The organism is Streptomyces sp. NPDC002784 (assembly GCF_053592135.1).
The window spans coordinates 138,072-162,231 of sequence record NZ_JBSFVD010000011.1 but is presented as its reverse complement, the minus strand read 5'-3'; the positions used below and the strand labels follow the sequence as shown (position 1 = coordinate 162,231).

The 24,160-nt window shown below is 71.4% G+C and carries 23 protein-coding genes and 1 riboswitch; of the genes, 6 read left to right on the top strand and 17 right to left on the bottom strand.

Translation table 11 applies throughout. The annotated features are described in order from the left end of the window. The first annotated feature begins 81 nt into the window (after positions 1-81). Positions 82-861, top strand: a complete 780-nt coding sequence (locus ACWD1Z_RS20870; RefSeq protein WP_389418516.1) for an alpha/beta hydrolase — start codon at positions 82-84, stop codon at positions 859-861. Beyond that, positions 854-1,426, top strand: a complete 573-nt coding sequence (locus ACWD1Z_RS20865; protein WP_451120604.1) for a hypothetical protein — start codon at positions 854-856, stop codon at positions 1,424-1,426. The genes ACWD1Z_RS20870 and ACWD1Z_RS20865 overlap by 8 nt, the downstream gene beginning before the upstream one ends. 153 nt (positions 1,427-1,579) lie before the next feature. On the opposite strand, the gene ACWD1Z_RS20860 is transcribed toward ACWD1Z_RS20865, so the two are convergent. The 6 genes from ACWD1Z_RS20860 to ACWD1Z_RS20835 form a co-directional block, all read right to left on the bottom strand. Further along, the gene (locus ACWD1Z_RS20860; RefSeq protein ID WP_451120602.1) at positions 1,580-2,299 is read right to left on the bottom strand and encodes an endonuclease/exonuclease/phosphatase family protein; all 720 of its coding nucleotides are present in this window, start codon (positions 2,297-2,299) and stop codon (positions 1,580-1,582) included. A 64-nt stretch (positions 2,300-2,363) separates the two neighbouring features. Continuing rightward, positions 2,364-3,317, bottom strand: a complete 954-nt coding sequence (locus ACWD1Z_RS20855; protein ID WP_383372611.1) for an ROK family glucokinase — start codon at positions 3,315-3,317, stop codon at positions 2,364-2,366. Between the two features lie 129 nt (positions 3,318-3,446). Continuing rightward, positions 3,447-3,935 carry a DUF5304 domain-containing protein gene (locus ACWD1Z_RS20850; protein ID WP_451120600.1) on the bottom strand — a complete coding sequence of 163 codons (489 nt, stop codon included), beginning with the start codon at positions 3,933-3,935 and terminating at the stop codon, positions 3,447-3,449. A gap of 57 nt (positions 3,936-3,992) precedes the next feature. Further along, positions 3,993-5,153, bottom strand: coding sequence for an ArsA family ATPase (locus ACWD1Z_RS20845; RefSeq protein ID WP_451120599.1), 1,161 nt, complete (start codon positions 5,151-5,153; stop codon positions 3,993-3,995). 35 nt (positions 5,154-5,188) lie between these two features. Then, positions 5,189-5,632, bottom strand: coding sequence for an SRPBCC family protein (locus tag ACWD1Z_RS20840; protein ID WP_451120597.1), 444 nt, complete (start codon positions 5,630-5,632; stop codon positions 5,189-5,191). Between the two features lie 83 nt (positions 5,633-5,715). After that, a complete protein-coding gene (locus ACWD1Z_RS20835) occupies positions 5,716-6,513 on the bottom strand; it encodes a metallophosphoesterase family protein (RefSeq protein ID WP_451120595.1) in 798 nt (265 codons plus the stop codon). Between the two features lie 311 nt (positions 6,514-6,824). Here ACWD1Z_RS20835 and ACWD1Z_RS20830 point away from each other — a divergent pair, with 311 nt between their 5' ends. Further along, positions 6,825-8,621, top strand: a complete 1,797-nt coding sequence (locus ACWD1Z_RS20830) for an AMP-dependent synthetase/ligase (RefSeq protein ID WP_451120594.1) — start codon at positions 6,825-6,827, stop codon at positions 8,619-8,621. Positions 8,622-8,684: 63 nt separating this feature from the next. Here the strand turns inward: ACWD1Z_RS20830 and ACWD1Z_RS20825 are convergent, their stop codons facing one another. Then, positions 8,685-9,827 (bottom strand): glycosyltransferase family 4 protein, encoded by a 1,143-nt coding sequence (locus ACWD1Z_RS20825; protein ID WP_451120593.1) that lies wholly within the window; start codon positions 9,825-9,827, stop codon positions 8,685-8,687. Positions 9,828-9,946: 119 nt separating this feature from the next. On the opposite strand from ACWD1Z_RS20825, the gene ACWD1Z_RS20820 reads away from it, so the two are divergent. After that, complete coding sequence (locus tag ACWD1Z_RS20820) at positions 9,947-11,182, top strand: glycosyltransferase 87 family protein (protein ID WP_451120591.1); 1,236 nt, start codon at positions 9,947-9,949, stop codon at positions 11,180-11,182. Between the two features lie 28 nt (positions 11,183-11,210). Here ACWD1Z_RS20820 and ACWD1Z_RS20815 read toward each other — a convergent pair whose 3' ends face one another. The 5 genes from ACWD1Z_RS20815 to ACWD1Z_RS20795 form a co-directional block, all read right to left on the bottom strand. Continuing rightward, positions 11,211-12,401, bottom strand: a complete 1,191-nt coding sequence (locus ACWD1Z_RS20815; protein ID WP_451120589.1) for a hypothetical protein — start codon at positions 12,399-12,401, stop codon at positions 11,211-11,213. 52 nt (positions 12,402-12,453) lie between these two features. Beyond that, entirely contained in the window at positions 12,454-13,467 is a 1,014-nt protein-coding gene (locus ACWD1Z_RS20810) for an NlpC/P60 family protein (RefSeq protein ID WP_451120588.1), read from the bottom strand. Positions 13,468-13,685: 218 nt separating this feature from the next. After that, the gene (locus ACWD1Z_RS20805; RefSeq protein ID WP_451120586.1) at positions 13,686-14,720 is read right to left on the bottom strand and encodes an NlpC/P60 family protein; all 1,035 of its coding nucleotides are present in this window, start codon (positions 14,718-14,720) and stop codon (positions 13,686-13,688) included. A gap of 210 nt (positions 14,721-14,930) precedes the next feature. Continuing rightward, complete coding sequence (locus tag ACWD1Z_RS20800; RefSeq protein WP_451120585.1) at positions 14,931-16,274, bottom strand: NYN domain-containing protein; 1,344 nt, start codon at positions 16,272-16,274, stop codon at positions 14,931-14,933. A 69-nt stretch (positions 16,275-16,343) separates the two neighbouring features. Then, positions 16,344-16,583, bottom strand: a complete 240-nt coding sequence (locus tag ACWD1Z_RS20795; protein ID WP_055541554.1) for a hypothetical protein — start codon at positions 16,581-16,583, stop codon at positions 16,344-16,346. A 155-nt stretch (positions 16,584-16,738) separates the two neighbouring features. Here ACWD1Z_RS20795 and ACWD1Z_RS20790 point away from each other — a divergent pair, with 155 nt between their 5' ends. Next, positions 16,739-17,476, top strand: coding sequence for a rhomboid family intramembrane serine protease (locus ACWD1Z_RS20790; RefSeq protein WP_451120584.1), 738 nt, complete (start codon positions 16,739-16,741; stop codon positions 17,474-17,476). Then, a complete protein-coding gene (locus ACWD1Z_RS20785) occupies positions 17,473-17,754 on the top strand; it encodes an Lrp/AsnC ligand binding domain-containing protein (RefSeq protein ID WP_186284416.1) in 282 nt (93 codons plus the stop codon). Before ACWD1Z_RS20790 ends, ACWD1Z_RS20785 begins: the two co-directional genes overlap by 4 nt. 1 nt (position 17,755) lies before the next feature. On the opposite strand, the gene ACWD1Z_RS20780 is transcribed toward ACWD1Z_RS20785, so the two are convergent. The 5 genes from ACWD1Z_RS20780 to qcrC form a co-directional block, all read right to left on the bottom strand. Further along, positions 17,756-19,117: an aminotransferase class V-fold PLP-dependent enzyme gene (locus ACWD1Z_RS20780; RefSeq protein WP_451120581.1), complete on the bottom strand. Its 1,362-nt coding sequence runs from the start codon at positions 19,115-19,117 to the stop codon at positions 17,756-17,758. Positions 19,118-19,247: 130 nt separating this feature from the next. Next, positions 19,248-19,364: riboswitch (SAM riboswitch) on the bottom strand. 75 nt (positions 19,365-19,439) lie between these two features. After that, on the bottom strand, positions 19,440-20,504 hold the full coding sequence (trpD, locus tag ACWD1Z_RS20775; protein ID WP_451120579.1) for an anthranilate phosphoribosyltransferase: 1,065 nt from the start codon (positions 20,502-20,504) through the stop codon (positions 19,440-19,442). A 137-nt stretch (positions 20,505-20,641) separates the two neighbouring features. Beyond that, positions 20,642-22,279 carry a cytochrome bc1 complex cytochrome b subunit gene (qcrB, locus tag ACWD1Z_RS20770; RefSeq protein ID WP_451120577.1) on the bottom strand — a complete coding sequence of 546 codons (1,638 nt, stop codon included), beginning with the start codon at positions 22,277-22,279 and terminating at the stop codon, positions 20,642-20,644. Beyond that, the gene (qcrA, locus tag ACWD1Z_RS20765) at positions 22,276-23,331 is read right to left on the bottom strand and encodes a cytochrome bc1 complex Rieske iron-sulfur subunit (RefSeq protein WP_389418496.1); all 1,056 of its coding nucleotides are present in this window, start codon (positions 23,329-23,331) and stop codon (positions 22,276-22,278) included. The genes qcrB and qcrA overlap by 4 nt, the downstream gene beginning before the upstream one ends. After that, on the bottom strand, positions 23,328-24,140 hold the full coding sequence (gene qcrC / locus ACWD1Z_RS20760) for a cytochrome bc1 complex diheme cytochrome c subunit (RefSeq protein ID WP_389418495.1): 813 nt from the start codon (positions 24,138-24,140) through the stop codon (positions 23,328-23,330). Before qcrC ends, qcrA begins: the two co-directional genes overlap by 4 nt. Between the last annotated feature and the right edge of the window lie 20 nt (positions 24,141-24,160).

Sequence of the window (24,160 nt, the reverse complement as noted above, 5' to 3'; positions counted from 1 at the left end):
AGGCCGTCGACCCTGGTCGGTGTCAGTGCGGTCGCGTACGGTGAAGTACCTGCAACCGACCTCATGAACAGGAGACCGAAGGTGCCGGTCCTTCCTGGAGCCGAGCCGTACCGCCATGAGGGCGGGGAGACGTCCGTTCTCCTCTGCCACGGCTTCACCGGTTCCCCGCAGTCGCTGCGCCCCTGGGCGGAGTATCTCGCCGAGCGCGGTCTGACCGTCTCGCTGCCGCTGCTGCCCGGGCACGGCACCCGCTGGGAGGACCTCCGGCTCACCGGCTGGCAGGACTGGTACGCGGAGGTGGACCGCGAGCTGCGCGCGCTGCGGGAGCGCTCCGCGCGGGTCTTCGTGGCCGGTCTGTCGATGGGCGGTGCCCTGGCGCTCAGGCTGGCCGCCAAGCACGGCGACGCGATCGACGGCGTGGTCGTGGTCAACCCCGCCAATAAGGTGCACGGCCTGGCCGCACACGCCCTGCCGGTGGTCCGGCACTTCGTGCCCACGACGAAGGGCATCGCCAGCGACATCGCCAAGGAGGGCAGCGAGGAGATCGGCTACACCCGGGTGCCGCTGCACGCCGCGCACTCGCTGCGGCAGTTCTTCCGGCTGGTCGACGGTGAGCTGCCGCAGGTCACCCAGCCGTTGCTGCTGCTGCGCAGCCCGCAGGACCATGTGGTGCCGCCGGCCGACTCGGCGCGCGTGCTGAGCCGGGTGTCGTCGACGGACGTGACGGAGGTCGTGCTGGAACAGAGCTACCACGTGGCGACGTTGGACCATGACGCGGACCGGATCTTCGAGGAGAGCCACGCGTTCATGACCCGGATCGCAACCGGTCTCGGCAAGGAAGGGACGGCCGTAGGTGGCTGAGCACGACTCCGACCGCGAGGATCGCGAGCCGGACGACCAGGGTGCCCGTTTCGACGAGGACGCCGCCTGGGCGGCCATCGTCGCCGGGTACGGCGACGAGCCGACGGACCCGCCGGGGTCCAAGCCGTTCAAGTCCGTCGAGGACCTGGCGCTGCTGGAGGCCGAGACCAACGACGACGAGACCGAGAAGACCGACGGGGACACGCTGACCGAGCCGGTGCGGCCGCTGGGCGGCTCCGTCGCCTTCGCGCCCGGCGTCGGCCCCCGCGACTACACGGCGCCCGAGCCGACGGACGAGGACTTCGACGAGGACGACGAGGGCCACTTCGTGCCGCCGGAGCCGCCGGAGCTGCCCGCGGCGGACACCACGGCGAAGTTCGCGTGGCTGGCGGTGCTCGGCGGGCCGATACTGCTGCTGCTCGCGGTGCTGCTGGGCTGGGAGATGACCTGGTGGCTCACCACGCTGGGCATCGGCGGCTTCCTGGGCGGGTTCGCCACGCTGGTGATGCGGATGCGGACGGGCGACGAGGACGACGACGATCCCGGGCGGGGCGCGGTCGTCTAGGACGCGGGGATGCCGGGGATGTGGGGGATGCGGAGGGCGGCCAGGACCAGGAGACGGTCCGCGGCCGCCCTCGGCCGTGCCACTGAACGCCGGGCCGGGCTGCGGGCACGGGCAGGTCACGGGCCGCCCCCATGAGAGCAGCCCGACGCCGGATCAAGCCACGGGCACGCGCAGTGCCGCCAGTACGGGCAGGTGATCCGTCGCCGCCATGAGGTCGGCCTCGGAGACTCCGGGTTGCCCCAGCGGGACCCCACAGCTGAGCACCTCGATGCCCTTCGTCGCGAAGATCGCGTCGATGCGCTGATGCGGGTGGGCGGGGGTGGAGGTGTACTCACCGCCCCAGGGGGCCACGGCCCAGCAGTCCTGGAGATCGTCGGCGAGGCGCCGGAAGGTGCGGCCGTGGGGGCGTTCGTTGAGGTCGCCGCCGGCGATCGCGTGCTCCACGCCCAGCGCGGCCAGCCGGTCCAGGAGCAGGCCGCCCTGGTCGTAGCGCTCGTCCTTCTGCAGGCTCAGGTGGCAGCTGAGGACGCCCACCCGGGCGGAGCCGAAGCGGACCACCGCGGTGGCGAAGCCGCGCCGGTGCAACCCCGGCGTGAGCGGGAGGAGGACGTCCTCGGTGCGCTCGACCCCGGCGCGCAGGCCGCAGAGGATCGCCGGGCCCGCCGCGGTGCCGCCGCCGGTGAGCACGACCAGGCCGGACGCCCGGGCCAGCCGGGCCAGCTTCTTGCGCCAGCGGAAGAAGCGGGGAGCCTCCTGCACCAGGACGAGATCCGGTGCACAGGCCCGGATCACCCTGGCCAGCGCGGCGGTGTCGTCCCGCATCGAGCGGATGTTGTAGCTCAGGACTCGGACGAGGGCTGAACCGTCAGACATGTGGATCAATCTACGCCCCCGACTCGGGGCGCGGAGCGTGTACGCCCCGCGCCCCGTCAGGGAGTCACATGACCGGGTCGGGCTCCCGCGCCAGGTCCGCCGCCCCCACCAGACCCGCCTTGTTGCCCAGCTGGGCCGCGATCACGTCGGCCACCGGACGCCAGTTGCCGCCCACCAGCCAGCGCTTGTAGGACTTGCGGATCGGGTCCAGGACCAGCTCGCCCTCGTCGGAGAGACCGCCGCCGACGATGAACGCCGACGGGTCGAACAGGGAGGCCAGGTCGGCGAGGCCCGCGCCGGCCCAGCGGGCCAGCTCGCGGTAGGAGTCGACGGCGACCGGGTCGCCCTGCCGGGCGGCGACGGAGATGTGCTTGCCCTCGATGCCGTCGGGGTGGCCGTTGCCCAGGGCGAGCAGCGTCTCGGCGCGCTCGGGGGTGGCGTTGGCGCGCTGCTTGGCGTACCGGACGAGGGCGCGCCCGGAGGCGTACTGCTCCCAGCAGCCCTGCGAGCCGCAGCCGCACAGCAGCCCGTCCGGGACCATGCGGATGTGGCCGAACTCGGCGGCGACGCCGAAGTGGCCGCGGCGCAGCTTGTTGCCGATGATGATGCCGCCGCCGAGGCCGGTGCCGAGCGTGATGCAGATGACGTTGCGGTGGCCCTTGCCGGCGCCGAACTTGTACTCGCCCCAGGCCGCGGCGTTGGCGTCGTTCTCCACGACGACCGGAAGGCCCACGCGGGCCTCGACCTTCTCCTTCAGCGGCTCCTGGCGCCAGTCGATGTTCGGCGCGAAGTAGACCGTCGAGCGCTGCCGGTTGACGTAGCCGGCGGCGCCGATGCCCACGCCGACGATCTCGTGCCCGGCGCGCGCGCCTTCGACTGCGGAGGCGATGGCGTCCACGATGCCCTCGGGCGTGCCCGGGGTCGGCACCGTATGGGTCGAGAGGATGTTGCCTTCCTCGTCGACCACCCCGGCCGCGATCTTCGTGCCGCCGATGTCGACGCCGATGGTGAGTCCCATGAATCCCTCAGTTTCGGTCGAGCCCCGCTACGGCCAACCGTACCCGAGGCCCTGCCCCGCGATTCCTGTCGTCCGCTCTGAGGACAGGCGCACGAGCCCGGTTCGAGGGCGTCTACAGCCGCGGCCCCCTCAGTCGAGGTCGATGCGCTCGCCGGGGCCGGACTCGTCGCCGCGGTCCCGGCGCTTGTCCGGGTCGCGCTCGTCGCCGGTGGTCCAGCGGCGTTCCTGGGCCTGGACGGCGGAGCGGTAGGCGGCGAGGAGTTCGTTTCCGGCCGCCGCGAGGTGGTCGAAGACGTCCGGGTTGCGTTCGATGACGGGCTCGACGGCGGCCTTCGCCTGCTCCACGACCTGCTTGACCACCTGCTGGGCGGCGGGTCCGGCGACCGCGCCCAGCAGCGGGGACTGCAGCGAGGTCAGCTTGTCGCCGACCGCGTCGACGAGCTTGCGCAGTTCCTCGGCGGCCGAGCCGGGGGGCGGGCCGTACTGGGTGCGACGGCGGGACTGCTCCGCGGCGAGGTCCTCGGCGCACGCCGTCGCCCACGCGTCGGGGTCGGACACCCGTGTCTCGTCGAGCGCCTCCTGCTCCGCGGCGTCGGACGGCGGAAGCTCTTCGCTCATGGCGGACTCCTGACTACGGTTCGTCCCTACGACGTTACCCGAACGGCCGTACCGCCTTCACCGGGTCCCGGGCCACAACCGCGGGTCCGGCGCGAACCGGATCCGCAGCACGCCGTCGCGCAGCGCGGCCCCGTCGACGGAGCACCGGCGCAGGGCGGACGGCAGGGGGACGATACGGCGGAAGGGGCCCGCGGTGACGACGAGTTCGTCCCCGCGCCGGACGAGGTCGAGGTCGTCGCGCAGGGCGCCGGGCAGCGGGAGGCTCCACACCAGCACCCCGTCGTCGGCGAGGTGGTCGGTGACGGGCCACTCGACGGTGGAGGACACCGGGTTGACGGCGTCGGGGACGGCCAGGGCGGCGAGGTCGTCGGCGCCGCGCGGATCGTGCCCGAGGTGGGGCACGGCGTGGACGTCGTACGCCTCCTGCCACTCCTCCAGGACCTTGCGCTGCTGGACGACGAGTCCGGCGGGCCACTCCTCCGGGGCGACCCGGTTGGCGATCAGGACGTCGGGGCGCAGTCCGCGCAGGGCGAGGGCGAGGACGGCGGCCCGCACGGCGTCGGCGCCGGCCGGGCCGGGCTCGGCGACCAGGCGTACGGCGGTGCGCGGGTCGGCGACGACGGCTTCGACGGCGGCGAGTTCGAGGTCCCAGCGGGCGGCCGTCTCGTAGAGCCACTCGGCGGGCATGGGGACGCCGGCGAGCCGGCCGAGCACGGGCCGCAGGGCGCGGGCCGCCTGCCGCTCGGAGGGCAGCAGCCGGCGCAGGTAGCGGCGCAGTTCCTCGGGGAGGGCGAGCAGGGCGAGGGCGTGCGGGGTGGCCGGGAGGTCCACGACGAGCAGGTCGTGCTTCTCGGACAGGGCCGCGTCGCGCAGGGCGCGCAGCAGGGTCAGTTCCTCGGCACCGGGAAGAGGGGTGACCTCCTCCGGGTCGAGCCGGGAGGCGCCGAGGAGGTCGAGGGCGGTGGTGGCCCGCTCCTGGAAGGCGGTGAGGTCGTCCCGGAACCCGGCGGCGGCGTCGGGCCGCCAGGCGGTGAGCCGCTCGCCGGCCGCCAGCGGCTCGGGGCCGGTGGGTGTACCGAGCACGGCGCCGAGGGTGTCGGCGCGGTCGGCGCTCAGCACGAGGACCCGATCACCGGCGCGGGCGGCGGCGAGTGCGGTGGCGGCCGCAACGGTCGTACGACCGCTGCCGCCCGGACCCGTGATCAAGATGGTGCGCATGAGGGTGAACGGTAACCGAGGCCCACCCGCGCCCCTTACTGCGAACCCGACTCCACGCGCTTCTTCAGCCCGGCCAGCGCCCGGTCGATGATGACCTTCTCCGCCTTGCGCTTGATCATCCCGAGCATCGGGATCTTGACGTCCACGGTCAGCACATAGGTGACCTCGGTCGCGCCGGACCCCGTCGGCTTCAGGAGGTAGGAGCCGTCCAGCGAGCGCAGCATCTGGGACTTCACCAGCGTCCAGGAGACCTCGTGCGCACCGGTCCAGGTGTACGCCAGCACCTGGTCGTCCTTGATCGCCCCCGCGTCCATCACCAGGCGCACCTGCTCGGCGCGGCCCTGGCCGTCCGTGGCGAGGACCTCCGCCTCCTTCACCTCGCCGGTCCAGTCCGGGTAGCGGGCGAAGTCGGCGATCACCCCCATGACGTCGGCCGGTGCCGCCTCGATCGTGATGCTCGAGCTGGTGTGTTCCGCCATCGCTGTGGCTCCTCCAGATGCGGGCCGGTATGTCGTCCTCGTGCGCACGAGTGTGCAGCGTGAAGGCTACCGCGCAGCCGAGGTCACCACTCCAGCGCCCACGGCTTGCCGGTCCCGGCGAAGTGCCCCACGTTCACGCACTCCGTGGACCCGATCCGCATCCGCCGCACCAGCGGCTGGTGGACGTGCCCGAACAGCGAGTACCGCGGCTTGGTCCGCCGGATCGCCTCCAGCAGCGCCCTGCTGCCCCGCTCGAAGCGCCGCGCCACCGTGTCGTAGACGAGTTCCGGCACCTCCGGTGGGATGTGGGTGCACAGCACGTCCACCTCGCCCACCGCCTCGATCTTCGCCGCGTACTCCTCGTCGCTGATCTCGTACGGCGTGCGCATCGGTGTCCTGAGTCCGCCCCCGACGAAGCCGAAGGTCCGGCCGCCGATCTCCACCCGCTGCCCGTCCAGCACGGTGGTGCCGGGCCCGGCGTATTCGGGCCACAGCGGCGGCATGTCGACATTGCCGTAGGTCGCGTACGTCGGTGTCGGGAAGGCGGCGAACAGCTCGGCGTACTGCTTGCGCACCGCCTTCTCGATCACCGCGCCGCGGTCCGAGCCGATCCCCGCCCACAGCCGGGCCCCGAACTCGCGGGCCTCGTCGTAGCGGCGCGCGGTGCGCAGCTCGACGATGCGGTCGGCGTTGTCGGCGCCGAAGAGGTCGGGGAAGATGCCGCGGGAGTGGTCGGCGTAGTCGAGGAAGAGGACCAGGTCACCCAGGCAGATCAGAGCGTCCGCGCCGTCGCCGGCTCTGGCCAGGTCACGGACGTTTCCGTGTACGTCGCTGACCACATGAACGCGCGTCCTGCTGTTGCCGGATGGTGTGGATGCCATGGCGATCAAGCGTAAGCCTGTGCGGCATGCGTGAACAGTGGCGGCCGGACCTGCGGTTACTGGCCAGTCGTGAAAGCGGTCGACTACTGTGCGCGCAGAAACACCCATGCACGCGGTACCGATCCGTGTGACGCAGCGAACATCTCGCCGGGCCCTCTGTCGAAGACGCCATACCGGCGGGTAACGTCCGGGCAGTCCAGTCGTGCTCAGGATTTCAACCACCGAAGTGCCTGGGTACCTGCCCGAGCCTTGGACCGCACCGTCGCATCACACACCGTCGTGGCGCCGGCGCCCTATGAGGAGCAGCAGTCTTGCGCGAGTTCAGCCTTCCGGCCATGTACGAGGTCCCCGCGGACGGGAATCTGACGGACATCGTCCGCAGAAACGCCGCGCAGCACCCGGATGTCGCCGTCATCGCGCGCAAGGTGGGCGGGACCTGGCAGGACGTGACGGCCACCGCCTTCCTCGCCGAGGTGCGCGCCGCCGCCAAGGGGCTCGTGGCGGCCGGGGTGCAGCCGGGCGACCGGATCGGGCTGATGTCCCGCACCCGGTACGAGTGGACCCTGCTGGACTTCGCGATCTGGTCGGCGGGCGCGGTCACCGTGCCGGTGTACGAGACCAGCTCCCCGGAGCAGGTGCAGTGGATCCTCGGTGACTCGGGCGCCACCGCGGTGCTGACGGAACTGGACAGCCACACGGCGGCCGTGGAGTCGGTGCGCGACCGGCTGCCCGCCCTGAAGCACCTGTGGCAGATCGAGGGCGGCGGCGTCGAGGAGCTGGGCCGGCTCGGGCAGGACGTCAGCGACGGGACGATCGAGGAGCGCGGCTCGCTGGCGAAGGCCGACGACCCGGCGACCATCGTCTACACCTCCGGCACGACCGGCCGCCCCAAGGGCTGTGTGCTCACCCACCGCAACTTCTTCGCGGAGTGCGGCAACATCGTCGAGCGGCTGCGCCCGCTGTTCCGGACCGGCGAGTGCTCGGTGCTGCTCTTCCTGCCGCTGGCGCACGTGTTCGGCCGGCTGGTCCAGATCGCCCCGATGATCGCGCCGATCAAGCTGGGCTGCCTGCCCGACATCAAGGACCTCACCACCGAACTGGCCGAGTTCCGGCCGACGTTGATCCTCGGTGTGCCGCGCGTCTTCGAGAAGGTCTACAACTCGGCGCGGGCCAAGGCGCAGGCGGACGGCAAGGGCAGGATCTTCGACAAGGCGGCGGACACCGCCATCGCCTACAGCCGCGCGCTGGACACCGCTTCGGGCCCGTCGGTCGGCCTGCGGATCAAGCACAAGGTCTTCGACCGGCTCGTCTACAGCAAGCTGCGCGCGGTCCTCGGCGGCCGGGGCGAGTACGCCATCTCCGGCGGCGCCCCGCTGGGCGAGCGGCTGGGGCACTTCTTCCGCGGCATCGGCTTCTCGGTCCTGGAGGGCTACGGCCTGACCGAGACCTGCGCCGCCACCGCGTTCAACCCCTGGGACCGCCAGAAGATCGGCACGGTCGGCCAGCCGCTGCCCGGCTCGGTGGTACGCATCGCCGACGACGGCGAGGTGCTGCTGCACGGCGAGCACATCTTCAAGGAGTACTGGAACAACCCGGGCGCGACCGAGGAAGCGCTGCGGGACGGCTGGTTCCACTCCGGTGACATCGGCACCCTGGACGAGGACGGCTACCTCAGGATCACCGGCCGCAAGAAGGAGATCCTGGTCACCGCGGGCGGCAAGAACGTCGCCCCGGCCGTGATCGAGGACCGGATCCGCGCGCACGCGCTGGTCGCCGAGTGCATGGTGGTGGGCGACGGGCGGCCGTTCGTGGGCGCCCTGGTCACCGTCGACGAGGAGTTCCTGGGCCGCTGGGCCGCCGAGCACGGCAAGCCCGCGGACGCCACGGCGGCGTCCTTGATCGACGACCCGGACCTGCTGGCCGCGATCCAGTCGGCGATCGACGACGGCAACGCCGCGGTCTCCAAGGCGGAGTCGGTGCGCAAGTTCCGCGTCCTGCCCTCCCAGTTCACCGAGGAGTCGGGTCATCTGACGCCGTCGCTGAAGCTCAAGCGGAACGTGGTGGCGAAGGACTTCGCGCAGGAGATCGAGGCGATCTACGCCAAGTGACCTGCCGGTGCGCGAAGGCGCGGGGTCCCCGTCGGGGGCCCCGCGCCTTCGTCGTCCGTCCGGCTACAGCAGGTCCTTGAGCCGCTCGGCCAGCAGGTCCCAGCGCCACTTCTCCTCGACCCACTCCCGGCCCCGCTCCCCCATCCGGCGGCGCAGTTCCGCGTCGCCGAGGAGGGTGACGATCCGGTCGGCCGCCTGCTCGGGCGAGCCGCCGCGCACCACCCAGCCCGTCTCGCCGTCCAGGACCGCGTCCGGCGCTCCGCCCGAGTCGCCCGCGACCACGGGCAGCCCCGTCGCCGATGCCTCCAGGTAGACGATGCCGAGCCCCTCCACGTCCAGGCCCCGCCGGCGCGTACGGCAGGGCATGGCGAACACGTCACCGGCGCCGTAGTGGGCGGGCAGTTCGGACCAGGGGACCGCGCCCGTGAAGTGGACGGAGTCGGCCACCCGGGTCTCGTCGGCCAGCTTGCGCAGGTCCCGCTCGTAGGGGCCGCCGCCCACGATCAGCAGGACCGCGTCCGGTTCCTTCGCCAGGATCCGGGGCATGGCCAGGATCAGGGTGTCCTGCCCCTTGCGCGGGACCAGCCGGGAGACGCAGACGATCACCGGGCGGTCGGTCAGCCCCAGGCGGGCGCGGACCTCGGTACCGCCGGATCCGGGGTGGAAGGTCTTCTCGTCGACGCCCGGCGGGAGCTGCGCCATCCGCCGGGCCGCCGCGGGGCTCAGCGCGCCGGCGATGCGGGAGCGGGTGTACTCGCCGAGGTAGGTGATGGTGTCCGTCGAGTCCCCGATCCGGCGCAGCAGCTGCCGGGAGGCGGGCAGCTGGGCCCAGCCGGCCTCGTGGCCGTGGGTGGTGGCGACCAGGCGTTCGGCACCGGCCGTGCGCAGCGCCGGGGCCATCAGACCGAGCGGCGCCGCCGCCCCGAACCACACCGACGTACAGCCGTGCTCCCGCAGCAGCCCCACCGCCCGCCGGGTGACCCGGGGCGTGGGCAGCAGCATCGTCGTGGCGTCGCGTACGACGGTGAAGGGCTGGTCGGCGTCGAAGGCGGCGGTGGCCTCGGCGCCCTCCTGGCCGCGCTTCCAGGTGGAGGCGTAGACGACCAGCCGCTCCGGGTCCAGCCGTAGCGCCATGTTGTGCAGGAAGGCCTGGATGCCGCCGGGGCGGGGCGGGAAGTCGTTCGTCACGATGAGCGTCTTGTGCATCGCGGCCGACCTTATCCGAGGCGTACCGCACAGCGCGTCCCGGCCGCGCTGGTGGCCGACGCACAGTTTCCCGGGACATCATGTTCCCCTCAAGACGGACACGGACGGCAGGGGACCAGGTGGAGACGACGGGCACGCGGCGGTCCTTGGCGGGACTGCTCGTCATCTGGGCCCTGACCAGGGTGGTCCTGCTGCTCTTCGTGTTCAAGGTGTACGTCTTCCCCGGCCCGGACGTCACCAGCGACGTCTCGGTGATCTACCAGGGCTGGTACGAGGTGCTGCGCACCGGAACGTTCCCGCAGGACGACGTCACCTGGCAGTACCCGCCCGCCGCCGCCCTAGCGATCCTCTCCCCGGCGGTCCTGTTCCACCTGGACTACGCCTCCGCCTTCTTCGTCCTCGCCTTCACCGCCGACCTCGCCGTCCTCGCCCTGCTGCTGTACGCGGGCCTGCGCCCGGGCCGGAGCCTGCGCGGCCCCTGGGTGTGGGCCGTGGGCGTCCCGCTGCTCGGGCCGACCGTCTACGCCCGCTACGACGTGATGGTGACCGCGGTGGCGGTGGCCGCCCTGCTGGCGGGCGCCCGGCACCCCCGGGTGATGGGCGCGCTGACGGCGTTCGCGGCGCTGCTGAAGGTGTGGCCGGTGCTGCTGCTGGTCGCCGCCCGCCGCCGCTCGGCCTGGGTGTCGGCCGCGGTGACCGCCGCCGCTCTGGCGGCGCTGTTCGGCGTGGCGATGCCGGGCGCGTTCGCGTTCCTGACCTTCCAGCGGGACCGCGGCACCGAGGTGGAGTCGCTGGGCGCCCTGGTCTTCCATGTGGCCCGGCACTTCGGCTGGGACGGGCAGGTGCTGCTGAACTACGGCTCGGTGGAGTTCCTCGGCCCGTACGTGGACGTGGTCAGCACGGCCGCGCTGGTGCTGACCGCGCTGGCCTTCGGCTGGCTGCTGCGGTGGCGGTTCCGGGCGAACCGGTTCCTGCCGCACACGCTCGCGGACGCCGCCCTGGTGGCGGTGCTGATGTTCACCACGACCAGCCGGGTGATCAGCCCGCAGTACCTGGTGTGGCTGGTCGGGCTGGCCGCGGTGTGCCTGTGCTTCCGGGGCAGCCGGATGGGCGTGCCGGCCGCTCTGGTGCTGGCGGCGTGCCTGCTGACGGTGCTGGAGTTCCCGGTCTGGTTCTCGCACGTGGTGTCCAGCGACTGGCTCGGCGTCACCCTGCTGTTCCTGCGCAACGGCCTGCTGGTGCTGGCCACGGTCCTGGCCGCCCGCGCCCTGTGGCGCTCGACGGTCTCCGCCCCCGAGGCCGCTCCCCTGCCGGCCCAGGCCACCCGCGCCAAGGAGACCTCGCTGCCCTCCTGAGCCGGGACCCGGCGGTGCGGGAGCGCGGTCAGCCGAACTGCGTGCGCAGATAGTCCCGCCACTGCGCGGTGAAGTCCGCCACGGTCGTGCCGAGGACCTGGTCCATGGCCTCCTCGACCGCGCCGGGCCGCTTCTGGTGCCCGCCGACGGCCCGGTAGAACTCGGCGAGCCGCTCGTCGCCCCAGCGCTCCGCGATCATCCGGCAGGCCATCCAGCCGCTCTCGTAGGCCTGCGCGAGCCCGGCCGAGTCCCCGCTGAAGCCGAAGTCCTCGTCGGTCGGCAGCCCCGCCGGGATCTCCCCCTCGGTCACCGCCTGCCACAGCTCCGGGGCGGCCTCGACGGGCGAGCGCCCGGTGCCGAGGTAGCCGACCCAGTCGGCGTATCCCTCGGAGAGCCAGAGCGGGGTGGCGGCGCTGGTGTGGGCCCGGGTGGCGACGTGGGTGGCCTCGTGGGTGAGCACCACCTGCTTGCCGCTCTGGCCGAGGACGCCGTACGCGACCGGGTTGAGGATGATCCGGTCCGCGGGCGCGTCGGCGGGGGCGCCGGTCTCGCCGGTGGTCACGGCCGCGATCCCGCGGTACGAGGAGGCGGGCGAGCCGAGCAGTCCCGCCATCGCCTCCAGGGACTGCGGTACGAGGACGACGAGCCGGCGCGGCCACTCGGTGTCCCAGGCCCGGTTCACCGCGGGCACGGCCCGGTCGGCCAGGTCGGCGAAGGCGCTGAGCCGGGCGCCGCTCTGTCCGACGCCGAGCACGATGCTGCGCTCACCGCGGACCACGTCCACCCGGCCCTGGTCCCACAGCTGGTCGGCGGCCTTGCGGGCGGGCCGCTCGGACTCGACGTACCAGGCGCCGCCGGCGTCGAGGCTGAGCTGCAGGCTGCGGGCCGCGGTGACCGGGGCCCGGTCGTCGCCCCGGAGGCGGTAGCGCAGTTCGGCTTCGGCGGTGGCGCTGTCCCCGCTGCGCCGCAGTCCGGTCACCCGGTAGGACCACTCGGCGAACGGCACCTCGCGCAGATCGTCGAAGCCGCTCCGCGCGCCGGTGCGGACGAAGGCCGACTCGTCCCGCTCGACGATCGCCTCGGCCCGCCGGTCCAGCACCCGCTGCACCGCATCCCGCGCCGCGTCCGTGGCCGGCCGCCCCCCGCACGCCACGAGCGAGACGAACAGCAGACACAGCACCACCACACCGGATCCGGACGCCCGCCCTCGACCAGCCATGCCGCGATCGTACGGCGATCAGGCCGCCGGGGTCAGACCCCCGGCGGAGCCTTCAGACCCTGGTGACCGTGGCCCCCGGCATCATCCCCACCGGGTCGTAGCGCACCGGCGCCCCCGGGTAGGGCGCGTGAATCACCTGGCCGTTGCCCATGTACATCCCGACATGACTGGCGTCGGAGCGGTAGGTGACCAGGTCGCCGGGCTGGGCCTGGGAGAGGGGGACCTGGCGGCCGGCGAAGCGCTGGCCCTGGGAGGTGCGGGGCAGGGCGACCCCGGCCTGCGCGTACGACCACTGCATCAGGCCCGAGCAGTCGAAGCCGCTGGGGCCGCTGGCGCCCCAGACGTACGGCTTGCCGAGGGCGGAGCGGGCGGCGGCGATCGCGGCGGCCGCGCGGCCCGACGCCGGGGCGGCGCCGCCGAGTTCGGGCATGTCGGAGCGGCCGGAGCGGGAGGCCCGGTCGTAGGCGGCGCGCTCGTCGGAGGGCAGCGAGTTGAGCAGCTGCCGGGCCTTGGCGAGCTTGCCCTCCACCGTCCGCTTGTGCGCGGCGACGGCCTTGCGGCTCTTCTCCAGCTCCCCGAGCTTGCGGGAGGCCTCGGCGCGCTCCTGGGAGAGGTCGCGCATCGCGTCCTGGAGCTCCTTCAGCTCGCCGGCCTGACGGGCGCTGATCCGGTCCAGTACGGCGGCCTTGTCGAGGTAGTCGTCCGGATCGTCGGAGAACAGCAGGGCGAGGGAGGGGTCGAGCCCGCCGGAGCGGTACTGCGCTCCGGCCAGCGAACCGAGCGACTCCCGCATGGAGTTGATGCGCTCCTGCTGCCGGGCGATCCGGTCCTGCGCGGTGGTGACCTCCTCGCGCAGCGAGTCGGCGCGCTCATCGGCCTTGTTGTAGGCCTCGGTGGCCTGTTCGGCCTCCTCGTAGAGGCGGTCCACCTCGGCCCGGGTGTCGTCGTGCGGAGCGGCCGATGCCGGTACGGCTGCGAAGGCCGCGGCGGTGGCGGAGATGACGCAGAGCGCGGCGCTCGCGCCCCGGTCGAACCCGGACGGTACAAGGCGACGATGGGACCCCACGAGAAGCCGCACCCCTTCCGCTGGCGGACAAGGACCTTCCCCGGCGAGGGGGAAACGCGGCAGACAGTAGCCCCGCGACGGGCCGCCGACCAACGACCGCCGTGCACACGCAACGTGACGCCCCGCCTATGACGCAGGTCATGGGCGGGGCGCGGGGTCAGTTCACGTCGCCGGGATTCGCCCGTTCGGGCGGCACGGTGTCGTGATCTTGAGGGTGCTCAGATGCGGACGCCGAACTGGTACGGCATGTTGTTGATCGACTCGTAGCGGACGACCGTGTTGGTGCGCGGGGCGTGCAGCACCTGGCCGTTGCCCGCGTAGAAGCCGACGTGGTGCAGGTCGCCGTAGAAGATGACCAGGTCGCCGACCTTGAGGTCGGACTGGCTGTAGATGCGGGTGCCGGCGTTGGCCTGGGCCTGCGAGGTGCGCGGGATGCTGACACCGGCCTGGGCGAAGGCCCAGCTGGTCAGGCCCGAGCAGTCGAAGGAGGAGGGGCCGGAGGCGCCGTAGATGTAGGGCGAGCCGATCTTGCTCTGGGCGGCCTGGAAGGCGGCCATGGCGCGGCCGGAGCCGGCGCTGGCGCCGCTGAGGTCGACGCGGTCGGCGGACGAGCGGCTGGCGCGCTCCTCCTCGGCGGCGAGGGCGGCCTTCTCGGCGGCGGTCAGGGAGTTCAGGAGCTTCTGCGCCTCGCCGAGCTTGTCCTGGACTTCCTGCTTCTTCTTGCCCAGTTCGGTCCGGGTGGAGGCGAGGTCCTTGAGCTTCTCGGTGGCCTCGGAGCGGTCCTGGGCGAGTTCGCGCTGCTTGTCCTGGATCTTCTTCAGCGACTCGACCTGCTGGCTGCTCAACTGATCGAGCGTGGAGGCCTTGTCGAGGTAGTCGTCCGGGTCGGAGGACAGGAACAGCTGGACCGAGGAGTCGATGGAGCCGGTGCGGTACTGGGCGGCGGCCGCCAGGCCTATGGAGTCGCGCATCTCGTTGAGGTCTTCCTGACCGCGCGCGACGTTGTCCTGGATCGTGGAGATCTCCTTCTGGAGCTTCTCCTGCTTCTCCTTGGCGCCGTTGTACTTCTCGGTGGCCTGCTCGGCCTCCTCGTAGAGCTTGTCGACCTTGGCCTTGACCTCGTCCTTGCTCGGCTTCTCGCTGGGCGCGGCGTTGGCCGCCTGCGAGCTGATGGCCACGGCGGCAGCAGCGGCGGTGGTCAGCACGGTCACACGTGCACGGCTCGGCTGCTTGGGTCGACGGTGGGACGCCACGGAGGCGAACTCCTTCTTCTGAGTGATCTTCCGAGCGGAGGTTCGAAGGCAGACCCTAGTGATACAGCTGTGATCAGTTCAAATCCCTGGGCGATTTATCCCGGTTACGGTCCGCATTCTTTACCATCAACCCACGTGCAGTGATGTCCACTTGACGCTACGTCGCGTGACGGTTCCGTCAATTCGGGCATTGCAGCTGTAGGTTGACCTTCAGGACAGTCGCTTCAGAAGCACCGCAGATGCCACCGGACGGGCGCCCGCGCGGGCCACCCCGTCGGCCACCTCGCGGTCGGTCGAGACGACGATGACCGGGCGCCCCGGCGGCTCGGCGCGCACCAGCTGACGGATCAACTCGTCGGCGGTGATCCCCGGTTTGGAGAACAGCACCCGCACCCCGCGCGGCGGCGCCAGCAGCACCGGCGCGACCAGCTCGGCGCCGTCGAAGACACAGGTCACCTCGGCGCCGGTCTGCGCGGCGAGCTGGGAGAGCTGCCCGAGGAGCCTCAGGCGCTGCTTCTCCAGCGGCATCTGGGGATAGCCGGTCTTGGTGACGTTGTAGCCGTCGACGACCAGATGCGCCTGGGGCAGCGCCAGCAACTGGTCGATGATGGCGGGGTCGTTCTCGGACAACGCCCGTGCGGCGATGTCCTTGGGGGTCATACGTCCCGGTTCGACCGCGTCCACGGTCTCGGCCGGACGCACCGACACCGGCGGCAACGCCAGTTCCCGGCGCAGCCCTTGGGTGGCGTCGAGCAGGGTGTCCAGCAGCAGCCGTACCCGCATGTCCTCCACGCTGCGCCCCTCGCGCGCCGCCCGGCGGGTGGCCTCCAGGGCGGCCTCCGCCTCGGCGAGCCGCGACTTCAGCCGCCGGGTCTCGCTCTCGGCGGCCGACACCTGCCCGTGCGTCTCCGCCCGTACGGCCTCGATCTCGCCGTGCGCCTTGCGCAGCGCCGCCTCGCCGCGCTTGACGTCGCTGAGAGCCGCCCGCAGCTTGCGGTGAAGCGATTCCGCTTCCTTCTTGGACGCGTCCAGCTCGGTGCGCAGCCGCTCGGTCTCGGTCCGGATCTGCTCCCTGGCCTGAGCGAGGTCGGCGCGCAGCCGTTCCAGTTCGGCCCGGCTCTCCTCGTCGACGCGCTCGGCGTCGGCCCGCTGGGCCTCCTCGCCCGCCGCGGTCACCAGCTTGACCCAGCCGGTGGGCCGCAGCACATAGGCCGCGGCCGCCACATCGAGCGGATCCGCGGCCGGGGGCGGCGAGCCGGAGTCGAGGGCGCCGGCGAGTTCCGGCTGGGCCTCTCTCAGCTTCTCCCCGATGCGCTGGCGGAAGAGCGGATCGGTCTCCAGGGCCGCGGCCATGGCGTTGCCGGCGAACTTGACCCGCCGGTTCGGGGCGAAGCGGGCGTACTGTCTCAGCTGGGCGGGCAGTTCGCCGACGGTCAGCCCGCCGAACCCGTCGGAGACGATCTGCACGACCCGGCGGCGCACTCCGTCGGGCAGCGGACGGTCGAGCACCTCAGCGGCGCCGTCGCCCGGCCCCCCGCCTGCGGTCTCCACCATCCGTCTCACCTCATCGCCTGTGCGGGATCCCTCCTGGCGTGGGGGATCACCCGAGCGGGGCCCGCTCCCTCAGGAGCCGGCGCCCGGCCTGTCCACGAGTTCCACCTGGTCCACGGCGTTGCACCAGCGGCAGCGCACCGACTCGATGGTCTCACTGACCACCTCGCGCTCCTCGACCTTGGGCTCACCGGCGAGGTCGAGGTGGACGTACTCGACGACCTTCGACGAGCGGGTCACATCGAAACGGGTGAGGTTGCCGCAGAGCGTGCAGCGCCACCGCGTGGTGGCCGTCGGCAGGGGAACCGTCATCGCGACCGTTCTTTCCTTCCAGTGTCGGTGACTCACCGGGGTCCCCGGTGCGTGTGGCTCGTAACCCTACGGCCTGGCGGGTACTCGCCGCTCGGCCGTCCACAGCGGCGAGGCGGTCCGGTCCGGTGCGTCCCCTTACGTCATGCTCTGTGGTCATGATCAGCAAGTGGAGCAGCACGGTCGTCAGAGGCATGCGGATGCCGTCCGCGCCGGTCACCTACGCACTGATCGGCCTGTGCACGCTGATCTTCCTGATCGGCCCGGCCTCGGGGCTGAACCCGGCCTACGGCACCGGGGACGAGCTGCTCGCGGCGCAGCGGGCCTACTTCCGGCGCTGGGGCGTGATCCCGGCCGAACTCTTCGAGGGCGGGGCGCGCGCCGCCCTCACCCCGGCCACCGCGCTCTTCGTGCACGGCAGCTGGGTGCACCTGCTGGGCAACATGCTCTTCCTCTACGTCTTCGGCGCGCTGACCGAGGAACGCATGGGCCGCCTCCAGTACACCCTCTTCTATCTGGGTTGCGGCTATCTCGCCCTGCTGGGGTACGCCGCCGCCAACGCCGACTCCGAGCAGTCCCTGGTCGGCGCGTCCGGCGCGATCTCGGCGGTCCTCGGCGCCTGCCTCGCGCTGTTCCCGCGGGCGAGGGTGACCAGCCTGCTGCCGTTCCTGTTCTTCCTGCCGGTGCGGTTGCCCGCCTGGGTGGTGCTGCCGTTCTGGGCGGCCCTGCAGTGGCTGGCCGCGGGCCGGGCCACGAGCGGGCCCGGCGTGGCGTATCTGGCCCATCTCGTGGGCTTCGGCCTGGGGTGCAGCTACGCCTGGGTGCGGTTCGGCCGTACGACTAGAGTGAAGGCCGCCCCAGCGACGCCCGCCCCCGAGGGAGAGAACCAGCCGTGATCACCGCGATCGTCCTCATCAAGACCAGCGTGGACCGGATCCCCGAGATCGCCGAGCAGATCGCCTCGCTGGACAGCGTGAGCGAGGTCTTCTCCGTCACCGGCACCTACGACCTGATCGCGATGGTCCGGGTCAAGGAGCACGAGGACCTCGCCGAGGTCATCCCCGGCCGGATCAGCAAGATCCCGGGCGTGGAGGGCACGGACACGCACGTGGCGTTCCGGACGTACTCCCAGCACGACCTGGAGGCGGCCTTCGCCCTGGGGCTGGACAACTAGCTCATACGGCGGGCACGCAACGGCCGTCCTCCGTGCGGTAGTTCCACTTCGCGCCGTCGGTGACCAGCTCGCGCACCGCGGTCACGAAACGCTCCACGTGCTCGTCCGGAGTGCCGGCGCCGAAGCTGACCCGGATGGCGTTGAGGGACTTCTCGCCGGGTGCCGCCTCGGGGGCGCCGCACTCGCCCTGGGTCCCCGGGTCGCTGCCCAGCAGGGTGCGGACCAGCGGGTGGGCGCAGAACAGACCGTCGCGGACGCCGATGCCGTACTCGGCGGACAGGGCGGCGGCGAAGTGGGAGCTGTTCCAGCCGTCGACCACGAAGGAGAGCACGCCGACCCGCGGGGCGTCGTCGCCGAAGAGGGAGAGGATCCTGACCTCGGGCACCCCGGCGAGCCCCTGGCGGACCTTCTCGATCAGGTACCGCTCGCGGGCGACCAGGGTGTCGAAACCGGCCTCCGTGAGGGCCTTGCAGGCCGAGGCGATGGAGTAGGCGCCGATCACGTTCGGCGAGCCGGCCTCGTGCCGGGCCGCGCTCTCGTGCCACTCCACGTCCACTCCCCCGTCCGCGCGCCGGCTGACCTTGCGGCTGGCCCCGCCGCCCGCGAGGTACGGCTCGGCCGCGACCAGCCAGTCGGCGCGGCCGGCCAGGACGCCGGAGCCGAAGGGGGCGTAGAGCTTGTGCCCGGAGAAGGCGATCCAGTCGACGTCCAGGTCCTGGACCGACACCGGGTGGTGCGGGGCGAGCTGCGCGGCGTCCAGGACGATCCGGGCGCCGTGCGCATGGGCGGCGGCGGCCAGTTCCCGCACCGGCCACAGCTCGCCGGTGACGTTGGAGGCGCCGGTGACACAGACCAGGGCCGGGGCGTACGCGTCGCGGGCGGCGAGGGCGCGCTCCAGGTTCTCCACGGCCTGGCGCGGCGTGCGGGGGGCGTCGAGGTAGGTGACCTCGGCGTCCTGCCAGGGCAGCAGGGAGGCGTGGTGCTCGGTCTCGAAGACGAAGACCTGGCAGCCGGCGGGCAGGGCGGCGGCGAGCAGGTTCAGGGAGTCGGTCGTGGACCGGGTGAAGATCAGCTGGTCGTCGGCGCGGCAGTCCAGGAACCCGGCGACCGTCCGGCGGGCGTTCTCGAAGAGGTCGGTGGACAGCTGCGAGAGGTACCCGGCGCCCCGGTGGACGCTGCCGTAGTACGGGGCGTAGGCGGCCACGTCGTCCCAGACCCGCTGGAGCGCGGGGGCGCTGGCGGCGTAGTCGAGCGCGGCGTAGGTGACCTCGCCGCCGGTGACGAGCGGGACGGTGACATCCCTGCCCAGAACGGGCAGCGGGGCACAAATGGTCGAGGCGGAGGCAGCGGTGGAGACGGACATGGGGGCTCCCGTGAGAGAAGAGAGGAAGGGAAAAAGGGGTGCGCGGAGACGGGGCTCGGCGGCCCTATCGCATTCGCTTGCTCACGGAAGGCTCCCTCGAACGACCCAGGACCCCTGGTGTATCGCGAGGGGTCCGCGCTTGCCGCGAGCCTTGCTGCTCACGGCCTGGTCCTCACCCGGGGCACCCCGCCACGGACGGAGGGTTGCCGGACAGTCGGCCGGGGCCTCATGACTGTCACTCATGACCTGGTACGGAAATCTAGGTGAAGTGATCGACGTCCCGCAACCCGTGTCCGGATCACGGGACGACGACCGGTGACCGCTAGGCGTTGCTGGCGGCCACCCAGCGCTCCAGCGTCCGCTTGGCCGCACCGGAGTCGATCGACTCCGCCGCCTGCGCCATCGCGATGCGGATCTGCTCGGCCAGGGGTGCCCCGGTCGGGTGCAACGCCACCAGCGCCGCAGCCGAGTTGAGGAGCACGGCGTCCCGGACGGGGCCCGGCTCGCCGTTCAGCAGCCGCCGCGCGACGTCCGCGTTGTAGGAGGCGTCCGCGCCCCGCAGCGCCTCCACCGGCACCAGTTCGAGGCCCACGTCCCGCGGGTCGAAGGCCTCCTCGGTGACCTTGCCGTCCCGGACGATCCAGACCCGGGAGGTGGCGGTGGTGGTCAGTTCGTCCAGGCCGTCGTCGCCGCGGAACACCAGCGAGGAGTTGCCGCGCTCGGCGAACACCCCGGCGACGATCGGCGCCATCCGCGGGTCGGCGACCCCGACCGCCTGCGCCCGCACCCGGGCCGGGTTGGTGAGCGGGCCGAGGACGTTGAAGACGGTCCTGATGCCCAACTGCCCGCGCGCCGCGCCCGCGTGACGCATCGCCGGATGGAACTTCGCCGCGAAGCAGAAGGTGATCCCGGCCTCCTCGGCCACCTGCGGCACCCGGGACACCGGCAGCTCCAGGTTGACCCCGAGCTTCTCCAGGACGTCCGAGGAACCGGAGGCGGAGGACGCCGCACGGTTGCCGTGCTTGACGACCTTGGCGCCCGCGCCGGCCACCACGATCGCGGACATCGTGGAGATGTTGACGGTCTTCGCGCCGTCCCCGCCCGTGCCGACGATGTCGACGGTGTCACCGGACACCTCGATCACATGGGCGTGCGCGTACATCGTCCGGACGAAGCCGGTGATCTCCTCGACCGTCTCGCCCTTGGCCCGCAGGGCCACCACGAACCCGGCGATCTGCGCGTCGGTCGCCTCGCCGCGCATGATCAGGTCCATCGCCCAGGCCGTGTCGTCGGCGCCCAGATCGCGCCCCTCCAGCAGGCCGTTCAGCAACCGGGGCCAGGAACGGCCCGCCGCGGTGTCGCCTCCAGCGGGGGTCACAGCGCTCATGGGGCCGCTCCTGAGTGTCGTAGCAGAGATGCACCCCGAAAGGAGTGTGCTCCCACCCTATCCAGCCCCGGGCACGGCGAAGGGCCCCGTCCGTACACCGGACGGGGCCCTTCGCCGTGACATGGCGTGCGCAGCGATCAGTGGTGGCCGTGGCCGCTCGTGATCTCCTTGTACTCCTCGACGGTCGGCTTCGGAATCTGGGACTCCTCGCCGTAGTACGCCTTGCTGAGCTTGGCGCGCAGCTTCTCGGTGCCCTTCACCTTGCGCTCGACACCGTTCTCGTCGACCGTCGGGCCGATCTCGGCCGGCTTGTACTGCTCGTGCGCGGTGAGGGTGTGCAGCTGCTCCTGGCTGAGCGGCTCGTGCACCTCGATGAACTCACCGTGCGGCAGGCGCTTGATGATGCCCGACTCGCGGCCGTGCAGCACCTTCTCCCGGTCCCGGCGCTGGAGGCCGAGGCAGATCCGCTTGGTGATGATGAAGGCGACGACCGGGCCGGCGAAGAACCCGATCCGGACGAACCAGGTGATGGCGTTGATCGACAGGTGGAAGTGGGTGGCCCACAGGTCGTTTCCACCACCGATCAGCAGGATCATGTACCAGGTGATCCACGCGACACCGAAGGCGGTACGGGTCGGCGCGTTGCGCGGGCGGTCCAGGATGTGGTGCTCGCGCTTGTCGCCGGTGACCCATGCCTCGATGAACGGGTAGACCGCGATGGCGACCAGGACCAGCGGGAAGATCATCAGCGGGATGAACACACCCAGGACGAGCGTGTGGCCCCAGAAGTTGATCTCCCAGCCCGGCATCACACGGATCAGGCCCTCGGAGAAGCCCATGTACCAGTCGGGCTGGGCGCCGGTGGACACCTGGTCCGGACGGTAGGGCCCCAGGGCCCAGATCGGGTTGATCGTGGCGATGGCGGAGATGGCCGCGATGACACCGAAGACCAGGAAGAAGAAGCCTCCGGCCTTGGCCATGTAGACCGGCAGCAGCGGCATGCCGACGACGTTCTTGTTGGTCTTGCCGGGACCCGCGTACTGCGTGTGCTTGTGGTAGACGACCAGGATCAGGTGGGCGACCACCAGGCCGAGCATGATGCCCGGCAGCAGCAGGATGTGGACCGAGTAGAACCGGGCCACGAAGTCGCCGCCCGGGAACTCCCCGCCGAAGAGGAAGAACGACAGGTACGTGCCGACGATCGGTACGGACAGGACCGCGCCCTGCATGAAGCGGACACCGGTGCCGGAGAGCAGGTCGTCCGGGAGCGAGTAACCGGTGAAACCGGTGAACATGCCGAGGACGAAGAGCAGGAAGCCGAACAGCCAGTTGATCTCACGCGGCTTGCGGAACGCGCCGGTGAAGAACACGCGCATCATGTGCACGAACATGCCGGCCAGGAAGATCAGCGCGGCCCAGTGGTGGATCTGCCGGATGAGCAGACCACCGCGGACGTCGAAGGAGATGTGCAGCGTGGAGCTGAACGCCTCCGACATCAGCTGACCCTGCAGCGGGACGTAACTGCCGTGGTACTCCACCTCGTTCATCGACGGGTGGAAGAACAGCGTCAGGTACACACCCGTGAGGATGATGATGATGAAGCTGTAGAGGCAGACCTCACCCAGCATGAACGACCAGTGGTCGGGGAAGATCTTGCGCATGTTGGCCTTGGCCAGGCCGTAGATGCCCAGTCGGCCGTCCGCCCAGTCGGCGACTCGCTCGCCGGCCGGCGCCTTCCCGCGTGCGCGGGACTCTGTGGTCTCTGTAGTGCTCATCCGCGCTCCCAGAAGGCAGGACCGACGGGCTCATCGAAGTCGCCGAGCGCCTCGAGGTAGCCCTCGTCGTTCACACCGATGCGCAGCTGCGGCAGGGCGTGACCGGCGGGACCGAAGATCACTCGGGCACCGTCGGAGAGGTCGAAGGTGGACTGGTGGCAGGGGCACAGCGCGTGGTGCGTCTGCTGCTCGTACAGGGAGATCGGGCAACCGACGTGGGTGCAGATCTTCGAGTACGCGACGATCCCCTCGTGCGACCACTCGAGCTCGCGCTTGTCCTTGATGTTGTCCGGCTGGATGCGGACGATCATCAGGGCCGCCTTGGCGATCTCCTTCTGGAAGTCGTGGTCGTGCTCCTCCAGGCCCTCCGGCTTGGCGAAGGTGAGGGAGCCGACCGCGACGTCCGAGGGACGCAGCGGCTCGTTGGTGTTCATGTTGACCAGCAGCTTGCCCTTGGACCACAGGGTGTGGCGCAGCGAGGTGCCGGGCAGCGGACCGAGGTCGCGCAGCAGGACGACACCGGAGAGCGGGAACAGGGCCAGCGCACCGAACATCGTGTTCCGGATCAGCTTGCGACGGCCGAGCGCGGACTCCTTGGCGCCCGCCGCGAAGTCGGCCAGAACCTTGGCCTTGACCTCCGGCGGCGACTGGACGGCGTGCCGCTCCTCGGCGACCTCCTCGTCCGACATCAGGGTGCGGGCCCAGTGGACCGCGCCCGCGCCGATGCAGAACAGCGAGACGCCCAGCGTCATGCCCAGCGCGAAGTTCAGCGCGCTGACGTGCCCGATCGGGAAGATGTAGACCGACTTGTCGACCGGGATCGCCACGTAGGAGGCGATGAAGGCGACGGTGGCCAGCATCGACAGCACGAACAGCATCGCGACCGCACGCTCGGACCGCTTGGCGGCCCGCTCGTCGATGTCCTGGATCCGGTGCTCGTGGGGCGGCAGACCGGGATCCGCGAACGGATCCTTCTCGTCCGCGACGCTCACCGCGCCGTGTGCGTCCTGCTCAGCGGGCAGGTTCTCTTCTGGAATGTCTTGGCTACTCATGACTTCTTGGCCTTTGCGGTCCGAGCGGCGACCCAGACGGCGACCGCGATCAGCGCGCCGAGTCCGAAGACCCAGGCGAACAGGCCTTCGGCGACCGGACCGAGTCCGCCCAGCTCAAGGCCACCGGGGCTCTCGGTGTCGTCGCTGTTGACCGCGTCGAGGTACGCGATGATGTCCTTCTTGTTCTGCTCCGACAGCGTGGTGTCGGGGAAGGAGGGCATGTTCTGCGGGCCGGTCTGCATGGCCTCGTAGATGTGCTTCGGGTCGACGTCCTCGAGGGAGGGCGCGTACTTGCCGTGGGTCAGCGCACCGCCCTTGCCGGTGAAGTTGTGGCACTGCGCGCAGTTGGTGCGGAACAGGTCGCCACCCTTGGCGATGTCGGCGCCCTCGGGGCCGTACTCCGCCTCGGTCGGGATGGACGGACCGGCGCCCAGGGACGCGACGTACGCCGCGAGCTGGTCGATCTCGGCCTGCGAGTAGACGACCGGCTTCTCCGGCGCCTGGGCGCTCTGGGAGGTCGCGGCCGGCATGCGGCCGGTGCCCACCTGGAAGTCCACGGCCGCGGCGCCGACGCCCACCAGGCTCGGACCGTCGGAGGTGCCCTGACCGCCGGTTCCGTGGCAGCTTGCGCAGCCGACGGCGTAGAGCTTCTTACCCTCGTCGATGGCGAGAGACTGGGCGGTTTCCTCTGCCTGCGCCTTGCCCGTGGGCGCGACAAAGGCGTACAGCCCCCCAGTGGCCGCCAGCGCGAGGAGTAGGACGACGACCGCCGCCAGCGGATGGCGTCGTCGTGCGGAGAGCTTTTTCACGGATTACCCCGGTGTCAGGA

Bases quoted from the DNA above. Each gene is read 5' to 3' on its own strand.
- ACWD1Z_RS20860 (WP_451120602.1), bottom strand. From the start codon at position 2,299: ATGTCTGACGGTTCAGCCCTCGTCCGAGTCCTGAGCTACAACATCCGC.
- ACWD1Z_RS20855 (WP_383372611.1), bottom strand. From the start codon at position 3,317: ATGGGACTCACCATCGGCGTCGACATCGGCGGCACGAAGATCGCGGCC.
- ACWD1Z_RS20850 (WP_451120600.1), bottom strand. From the start codon at position 3,935: ATGAGCGAAGAGCTTCCGCCGTCCGACGCCGCGGAGCAGGAGGCGCTC.
- ACWD1Z_RS20845 (WP_451120599.1), bottom strand. From the start codon at position 5,153: ATGCGCACCATCTTGATCACGGGTCCGGGCGGCAGCGGTCGTACGACC.
- ACWD1Z_RS20840 (WP_451120597.1), bottom strand. From the start codon at position 5,632: ATGGCGGAACACACCAGCTCGAGCATCACGATCGAGGCGGCACCGGCC.
- ACWD1Z_RS20835 (WP_451120595.1), bottom strand. From the start codon at position 6,513: ATGGCATCCACACCATCCGGCAACAGCAGGACGCGCGTTCATGTGGTC.
- ACWD1Z_RS20825 (WP_451120593.1), bottom strand. From the start codon at position 9,827: ATGCACAAGACGCTCATCGTGACGAACGACTTCCCGCCCCGCCCCGGC.
- ACWD1Z_RS20815 (WP_451120589.1), bottom strand. From the start codon at position 12,401: ATGGCTGGTCGAGGGCGGGCGTCCGGATCCGGTGTGGTGGTGCTGTGT.
- ACWD1Z_RS20800 (WP_451120585.1), bottom strand. From the start codon at position 16,274: ATGGTGGAGACCGCAGGCGGGGGGCCGGGCGACGGCGCCGCTGAGGTG.
- ACWD1Z_RS20795 (WP_055541554.1), bottom strand. From the start codon at position 16,583: ATGACGGTTCCCCTGCCGACGGCCACCACGCGGTGGCGCTGCACGCTC.
- ACWD1Z_RS20790 (WP_451120584.1), top strand. From the start codon at position 16,739: ATGATCAGCAAGTGGAGCAGCACGGTCGTCAGAGGCATGCGGATGCCG.
- ACWD1Z_RS20780 (WP_451120581.1), bottom strand. From the start codon at position 19,117: ATGTCCGTCTCCACCGCTGCCTCCGCCTCGACCATTTGTGCCCCGCTG.
- trpD (WP_451120579.1), bottom strand. From the start codon at position 20,504: ATGAGCGCTGTGACCCCCGCTGGAGGCGACACCGCGGCGGGCCGTTCC.
- qcrB (WP_451120577.1), bottom strand. From the start codon at position 22,279: ATGAGCACTACAGAGACCACAGAGTCCCGCGCACGCGGGAAGGCGCCG.
- qcrA (WP_389418496.1), bottom strand. From the start codon at position 23,331: ATGAGTAGCCAAGACATTCCAGAAGAGAACCTGCCCGCTGAGCAGGAC.